This window comes from Mesorhizobium delmotii (assembly GCF_900149755.1).
In the GTDB taxonomy this organism is placed as follows: domain Bacteria; phylum Pseudomonadota; class Alphaproteobacteria; order Rhizobiales; family Rhizobiaceae; genus Mesorhizobium; species Mesorhizobium delmotii.
Genome location: NZ_FUIG01000039.1, coordinates 169,100 through 175,937, shown reverse-complemented (window position 1 = coordinate 175,937; position 6,838 = coordinate 169,100). Strand labels below are relative to the sequence as shown.

Genomic DNA, 6,838 nt, shown 5'->3' with positions numbered 1-6,838 from the left:
TGTCCCCGCAACCAAATACACAAAACGGCCCGCCTCGCGCGGGCCGTTTTGCGTTTGCGGCCTGGCGCGGTCGGTTTTTGATGCTCGTCAAGGCCCGCAAGGGAGGCGAGCCGACACAACTGGACAGAGAATGTCAAATCCTCTCCCGGCAATCAGTTTAAACCTGCCGAACAAGAGCCTCATTGTCTTTTGGTGAAATCCAAGTTGAGTTATGGTGGCAGTAGGGAAGAGCGCGATGCTCCGGCCAATTCTCCTCGCCACCATTCTTGCTGCCGCCATAGCGCCGGCCGCAGCCTACTCCAACGCCGCGAATTACCTTATCGCCGAACAGATCGCTTCGGCTTGCGAGGGCAATGTGGGAGAGATCGACCCCAGCTCCGTGATCGAGCGCGATCTTACCGGCGACGGCAAGGCCGATCTCATCCTAAGCCACGAGGGCATAAACTGTTCAGCAGGCGCGTCAACGAGCCGGAGCAGTTTTTGCGGTGCGCAGATATGCGCGGTGGACATCTATGTGCGGCGGGGCGCGCTTCTGGAGCTCAAGACTGAAATGCTCGGGGCGGGCGTAAGCGTCGGCGAAGGGCAGGTCCCGGAAATCCGAATGCACGCACATGGGGGCGAAGCAGCGACGCTCAAATGGGATGGGCGGGAGTTTCGCTAAGGGGAGGCAACTGATGCGCGCTGGAATGCTCTTATGGATATGTTTCTGTTTGATCCCGCTGACATCACAGGCGGCAGCCATTCATGACGCTGCCAAGAAGGGCGATATGGCTGCCATTACGGCGGCCCTCGATGCAGGCGCAAACGTCAACGACCCTGATGGGTTTGCAACGCCGCTCTACTATGCAGTCAGCAGGCAGCATCTCGATGCGGCCAAATTGCTGATCGACCGCGGCGCAGACGTCAACGCCGGATCGAAGATAGGCGGTCCGCCCCTGAAGGTGGCCGTAGCGAAAAACAAGCTCGAACTCATCACGCTGCTGTTGGCGCATGGCGCCGCTCCGAACTCAGCTGTAGGAGATCAGACTGTTCTTCACGAGGCCGTCCGGCACGGCTGCCTGGATTGCGTCAAGGCGCTGGTCGAAGCGGGCGCCGATGTCAACGCCCGAACAGCGGACTCCTTCGCCCGGACACCGCTCCATCTCGCCAGATTTAACGAATATTCCGAGATATCCGACTATCTCATGGCGCATGGCGCCGCGCTGCCTAAGCCCGCACCGATTGCCACAAACTTGGCTGCCGCCGCTGTCGAGAAGGGCCGGATTTATTTCGGCAAAAATTGTGACGGGTGCCACAACAACGAACCAGGCAAGGGCAGCAAGACTGGTCCGAACTTGTGGGAGGTCGTCGGCCGTGACAAGGCATCGGTGCCAGAATTCAATTATTCCAAGACTTTGCGGGATTGGGAGGGCGCGTGGACTTACGAGGATCTGAACACCTTTCTCTATGATCCCGTCCTCACCACGCCCGGTGTCCGCATGGAAATTTCCGGCGTTCCCGACGAGACCGAGCGTGTTAATCTGATTGCCTATTTGCGTACGCTAAGCGACAAGCCGATCCCTCTGCCCTAAGTCCCGGCTGATGCGCGAGCGCGGCATGCAACTCGATGTGCTTCCACAGCTCCGCTTCGGTCTGCGTGACTCCAAAGAGCGTTCGCCGCGACCTCGCCACTCCGGCCCCTTCACATGGGACCGGTCATGCATCATTTTGGGATTGGCTAGCCCGAGTCCCCGGCGCATCGAAGAGTAGGTTAGGGCGGCTGCAAGCGCAATCTGTTCGACCTGCCGCACGAGTTTGACCGTCCGGGCACCCGACGGCCGCTCTGCTTACCGGCCGCAAGGACAAGACGGTTGCGCGTCCCCGCAACCAAATATCAAAACGGCCCGCCTCGCGCGGGCCGCTTTGGTATTTGGGCCTAGCGCGCTCGCCTTCCCGGCACGGAGGCAATCATGCCGTCGGGGTCAGACCGCGCCCTACCGCAGGCTTTCCAGCTCGCGGATGCGTTTGGCGCCGTCGGCCTCGAGCTGCCGGGTGACGGCGCCGATCAGCGTTTCGGCAACGACGAAAAGGGCCGCGGAGGAGTCCCAGGCCGAGGGCACGGCGGTGCGCCCGGCGATGACATGGCGGGCAAAGCGGGCGATCGGCGACAACCATTGGTCGGTGAACAGCACGATCTGCACGCCGCGCTGATGCGCCGTCTCGGCAAAGCGGACGAGGCTGTCCTGGTAGCGCCTGATGTCGAAGATCACCAGCACGTCGCGCTTGCCCATGTCGATCAGCCGGTCGCGCCAGACGCTTTCCTGTCCGGCGAGGTGAAAGACGTTGGGCTGGATGATGGCGAGGTGGGCGGCCATGTAGCGCGCCAGCGGATCGGTGAAGCGGCCACCGATCAGGAATGTCTTGCCGCGCCGGTCGGCAAGCTTTGCAACGATGTCGGCAAGCTGCTTGTCCGACAGGTGCCTGAACGTCTCGCGCAAGTTGTCGAGCGTCGCCTCCAGCATCGGCGACACCGCGCCGCCGTTCGGCGATGGCGGGTTGAACGTCCGCGACGCCGGCGACTGCAGTTGCGCCGCCAGTTCGTCCTGCAGCGCCGACTGGAATTCCGGGTAGTTCTGGAAGCCGAGCCGGGCGACGAAACGCAGGATCGTCGGCGAGGAGACGCCGGCGGCAGCTGAGAATTCGGCGACCGTCTTCAGGCCGATCAGCGGATAGCTGGCGATCAGCGTTTGCGCTGCGCGGCGCTCGCCCGCCGGCATCGTACCGATGCGGTCCGAGATCAGTTCGGCAATGCTCGAAATCATCTTTTCCCCACCCTGGCCTTTTGCCGAAATCGCATTTGACCCGAAATCGCGTTTGACAAAGCCGGATAAACTGTATGAAATCATCCACAGGGACGCAATGAGACAAAATACGTAATATACGATACAGCGCTCCCCGGGGACTAAAACAATGGAGACGGCACGGCACGCCAGCCTTGCATCGCCTGAGGCCGTGAGGGTGACAAACCCTGGCGGATCGAGCCCTTTCGTGCTGACCTGCGACCACGCCTCCAATTTCCTGCCGCCGGAATTCGGAACGCTCGGTCTTGCTGCCGAGCAGCTTTCCCGCCACATCGCCTGGGACCCCGGCGCGCTGCCGGTCGCCCGCCGCATGGCCGAGGCGCTTGACGCGACGCTGGTCGAGACCCGCGTTTCGCGACTTGTCATCGACTGCAACCGGCCACTGGATGCGCCGGACCTGGTGCCGCCGGTCAGCGAGACCACGGCCATTCCGGGCAATGCCGGCCTGTCGGAAAGACAGCGCGCTGGGCGCATCGCCCTGTCCTGGCAACCCTTCCATGACGCGGTCGCGAGCATCATCGACAAAAGGCTGGCGCGCGGGCTGGAGACGCGGCTAGTTTCAATCCATTCCTTCACCCCGGTCTACAAGGGTATGAACCGGCCCTGGCATATCGGCATCATCCATGACGAGGATCGCCGGCTGGCAGCGCCGCTTGTCGCCGCGCTGCAGCGGCTCGCCGGCGTCACGGTCGGCGTCAACGAACCCTATTCGCCGGCCGACCGCGTTTATTTCACGCTGGAACGCCACGCGCGCCCGCGGGGGCTACCCTGCGCGATGATCGAGATCCGCAACGACGAAATATCCGACGAAGCCGGGCAGCGAAAATGGGCGGATCTGCTCACGGGTATTTTTCTAGATCTGGAGCCCGAGGAGGCCAGGAGCTCCCGACCAAGCGCAGTGGGAAAGTCAGTACAATCGGCCAGCTAAGAACCAGAAGGGGACAAAAATGTCAGCGCAAGACTACACTGAAGTCGACAAGAAGGAGGACCTTAATGTTCTCCACGGCATGGGCTATGCCCAGGAACTGTCGCGAAGCATGAGCCGCTTCTCGAATTTCGCGATCTCGTTCTCGATCATCTGCATCCTGTCGGGTGGCATCAATTCCTTCGCGCAAGCGACATCGTCGATCGGTGGCGCGGGGGCTGGTATCGGCTGGATCGTCGGGTGCATGGTTTCGGGATTCTTCGCGCTCGCCATGGCCCAGATCGCCTCTGCATTTCCGACCGCAGGCGGCCTCTATCATTGGGCATCCATTCTAGGGAACCGTTTCACTGGCTGGCTCACCGCATGGCTCAACCTGCTCGGCCTGATCACGGTGCTCGGCGCGATCAACATCGGTACTGCTTTCTTCTTCGTAGGCACTTTCGGCGGAGCCTTTGGCCTGACTGGTACACCTGGCGAGATCGTCGGGTTTGTCGCCTTCATCACCGTGTTGCAGGCGCTGCTCAACCATTTCGGCATCAAGTTGACGGCTATGCTGACGGACGCCTCCGGCTTCCTGATCCTGGCAACGACAGCCGTGCTGATCGTCGCTTGCCTGATGTTTGCTCCAGCGATCGACATCACGCGGTTGTGGACGTTCACGAACTATTCGGGTGATGCGGGCGGCGGCGTTTTCCCGCAGTCCGATTCCATGGGGTATCTCTTCCTGCTTTGCCTGCTACTGCCGGTCTACACCATCACTGGCTATGACGCGTCGGCGCATACCTCGGAAGAAACGTTGAAGGCGGCGCACTCCGTTCCGCGGGCAATCGTTTCGTCCGTGCTCTGGTCCTCGCTGATCGGCTGGGTGATGCTGTGCGCGATCGTATTGGCGATCCCGGATCTGGCGGCCGGCGCCAAACAGGGCTGGGGCGTGTTCTTCGCGACGATGGACGCGATCTTGCCGTCGTGGCTGAAGACGCTGCTCTATCTCGCAATCCTGATCGCGCAGTTCCTCTGCGGCCTTGCTACCGTGACGTCGGCCTCACGCATGCTGTTTGCCTTCTCGCGCGACGGCGGCATGCCGGCCGGTTCGGCCTCGCTCGCCAAAGTCAGTCCGACCTGGCGCACGCCGGTCAACGCCATCTGGACGGCTGCGGTCCTCGAGATCATCTATGTCTTTCTTGCCCAATTCATTTCGATCGGCGGCACCAACATCTACACCATCGTCGTCAATTCGACGCTGGTGTTCCTGTTCCTGTCCTTCATCATTCCGATCGTGCTCGGCATGATGGCTTTCGGAACCGAGAAATGGCCGAATCCCGGCCCGTGGAATCTCGGCGCCGGTCTGTTCAAGCTATTTTGCATCCTGTCGGTCATCGGCATGGTGATCATCTTCTACATCGCCATCCAGCCGCCGAACGACAAGGTGCTCTACATCACCCTGGGCTTCATTGTGCTGACCGCTGTGCTTTGGTTTGGTTTCGAGAACCGCCGCTTCAAGGGTCCGCCCGTCGGCGACCAGATTGCCAAGCGCCAAGCGGCGATCAAGGCTGCCGAGGTGGCCATAGGCGAAGCCGGCGTCTGACACCCTCTTCATGATCATGGCCGGCGCCTTGCCGGCCATGGCTTTCCACATCTTCAAAGCGACAAGCCCGATCAAAGGGCCAAGCCCAAAACGACAAGCGCTGGAGTGCCGTAGAAATGGCCGGAAATTTATCGTTCGATCAGTTGAAGAAGGCAGTCTCCAGCGGCGAGGTCGACACCGTGCTGGCCTGCATCGTCGACATGCAGGGGCGGCTGGCGGGAAAGCGGTTCCTGGCACAGTATTTCGTCGATTCCGCCCATGACGAGACGCATGGCTGCAACTATCTCTTGGCCGCCGACATCGATATGGAACCGGTGCCCGGCTACAAGGCGGCGAGCTGGTCGAAGGGTTACGGCGACTTCGTCATGAAGCCCGATCTGTCGACGCTGCGGCGCATTCCTTGGCTGGAAAAGACGGCGCTGGTGATCTGCGACGTGCTCGACCACCACACCCATGACGACCTGCCGCATTCGCCGCGCGCCATTCTGAAGAAGCAGGTCAAACGGCTGAGCGACCGCGGCTATCTCGGCTATTTCGCCTCCGAACTCGAATTCTATCTGTTCAGCGAAACCTACGATTCCGCCCGCAAGAAGCACTGGCAAGGCCTCGACACTGCCTCGCCCTATATCGGTGACTACCAGATCGGCATCACCACCAAGGAAGAAGGGGTCATGCGCCGGCTGCGCAACGAGATGCAAGCAGGCGGCATTCCGATCGAGAACTCCAAGGGCGAGTGGGGTCCGGGCCAGGAAGAAATCAATGTGCGTTATGCCGAGGCGCTCGAGATGGCCGACCGCCACGTCATCCTGAAGAACGGCGCCAAGGAGATCGCCGAGTCCGAAGGCAAGGCGATTTCGTTCATGGCCAAGTACAATTATGGGCTGGCCGGCAATTCCAGCCACATCCATAATTCGCTGTGGAGCGCCGACGGCGAGACGCCGCTTTTCTACGACAAGAAGGCCGACTGGACACTGTCGACGCTGGGCCAGCAATGGGCGGCGGGCCAGCTCAAATACGCCAAGGAATTCACCTGGTTCCTGGCGCCCTACGTCAACTCCTACAAGCGCTTCCAGGCCGGCACCTTCGCGCCGACCAAGATCATGTGGAGCGAGGACAACCGCACCGCCGGTTTCCGCCTGTGCGGCGAGGGCACCAAAGGCATCCGCATGGAATGCCGCATCGGCGGCGCCGATCTGAACCCCTATCTCGCCTTCGCCGCGCTGATCGCGGCCGGCCTTGCCGGCATCGACGAAAAGCTTGAACTGCAAAAACCCTTCGTCGGCGATGCCTATCAAGCCTCGCAGCTGCCGGAAATTCCGAAGACCCTGCGTGATGCCACCGAGACGCTGGCGAAATCGGAGATGCTGAAGCAGGCGCTCGGCGACGGCGTGCTCGAGCATTATGTCCATACGGCGCACTGGGAGCAGTTCGAATACGACCGCCGCATTACCGATTGGGAACTGCACAGGGGGTTTGAAAGGTATTAGG

Annotated in this window: 6 protein-coding genes; 5 read left to right on the top strand and 1 reads right to left on the bottom strand. The window is 61.2% G+C overall.

The features are described 5' to 3' along the window. Positions 1-235 precede the first annotated feature (235 nt). Both BQ8482_RS23140 and BQ8482_RS23135 read left to right on the top strand, forming a co-directional pair. Positions 236-661, top strand: coding sequence for a hypothetical protein (locus BQ8482_RS23140; RefSeq protein WP_133254814.1), 426 nt, complete (start codon positions 236-238; stop codon positions 659-661). Next, positions 612-1,571, top strand: a complete 960-nt coding sequence (locus BQ8482_RS23135; protein ID WP_244602938.1) for an ankyrin repeat domain-containing protein — start codon at positions 612-614, stop codon at positions 1,569-1,571. The genes BQ8482_RS23140 and BQ8482_RS23135 overlap by 50 nt, the downstream gene beginning before the upstream one ends. Positions 1,572-1,973: 402 nt before the next feature. Here BQ8482_RS23135 and BQ8482_RS23130 read toward each other — a convergent pair whose 3' ends face one another. Then, positions 1,974-2,801, bottom strand: a complete 828-nt coding sequence (locus BQ8482_RS23130; RefSeq protein ID WP_123149722.1) for a MurR/RpiR family transcriptional regulator — start codon at positions 2,799-2,801, stop codon at positions 1,974-1,976. Between the two features lie 148 nt (positions 2,802-2,949). On the opposite strand from BQ8482_RS23130, the gene BQ8482_RS23125 reads away from it, so the two are divergent. The 3 genes from BQ8482_RS23125 (at position 2,950) to BQ8482_RS23115 (ending at position 6,837) form a co-directional block, all read left to right on the top strand. Then, positions 2,950-3,768 carry an N-formylglutamate amidohydrolase gene (locus BQ8482_RS23125; RefSeq protein ID WP_123149691.1) on the top strand — a complete coding sequence of 273 codons (819 nt, stop codon included), beginning with the start codon at positions 2,950-2,952 and terminating at the stop codon, positions 3,766-3,768. Between the two features lie 19 nt (positions 3,769-3,787). After that, positions 3,788-5,350 (top strand): amino acid permease, encoded by a 1,563-nt coding sequence (locus BQ8482_RS23120; protein WP_123149690.1) that lies wholly within the window; start codon positions 3,788-3,790, stop codon positions 5,348-5,350. A 116-nt stretch (positions 5,351-5,466) separates the two neighbouring features. Beyond that, positions 5,467-6,837 carry a glutamine synthetase family protein gene (locus BQ8482_RS23115; protein ID WP_123149689.1) on the top strand — a complete coding sequence of 457 codons (1,371 nt, stop codon included), beginning with the start codon at positions 5,467-5,469 and terminating at the stop codon, positions 6,835-6,837. Position 6,838: the final 1 nt, after the last annotated feature.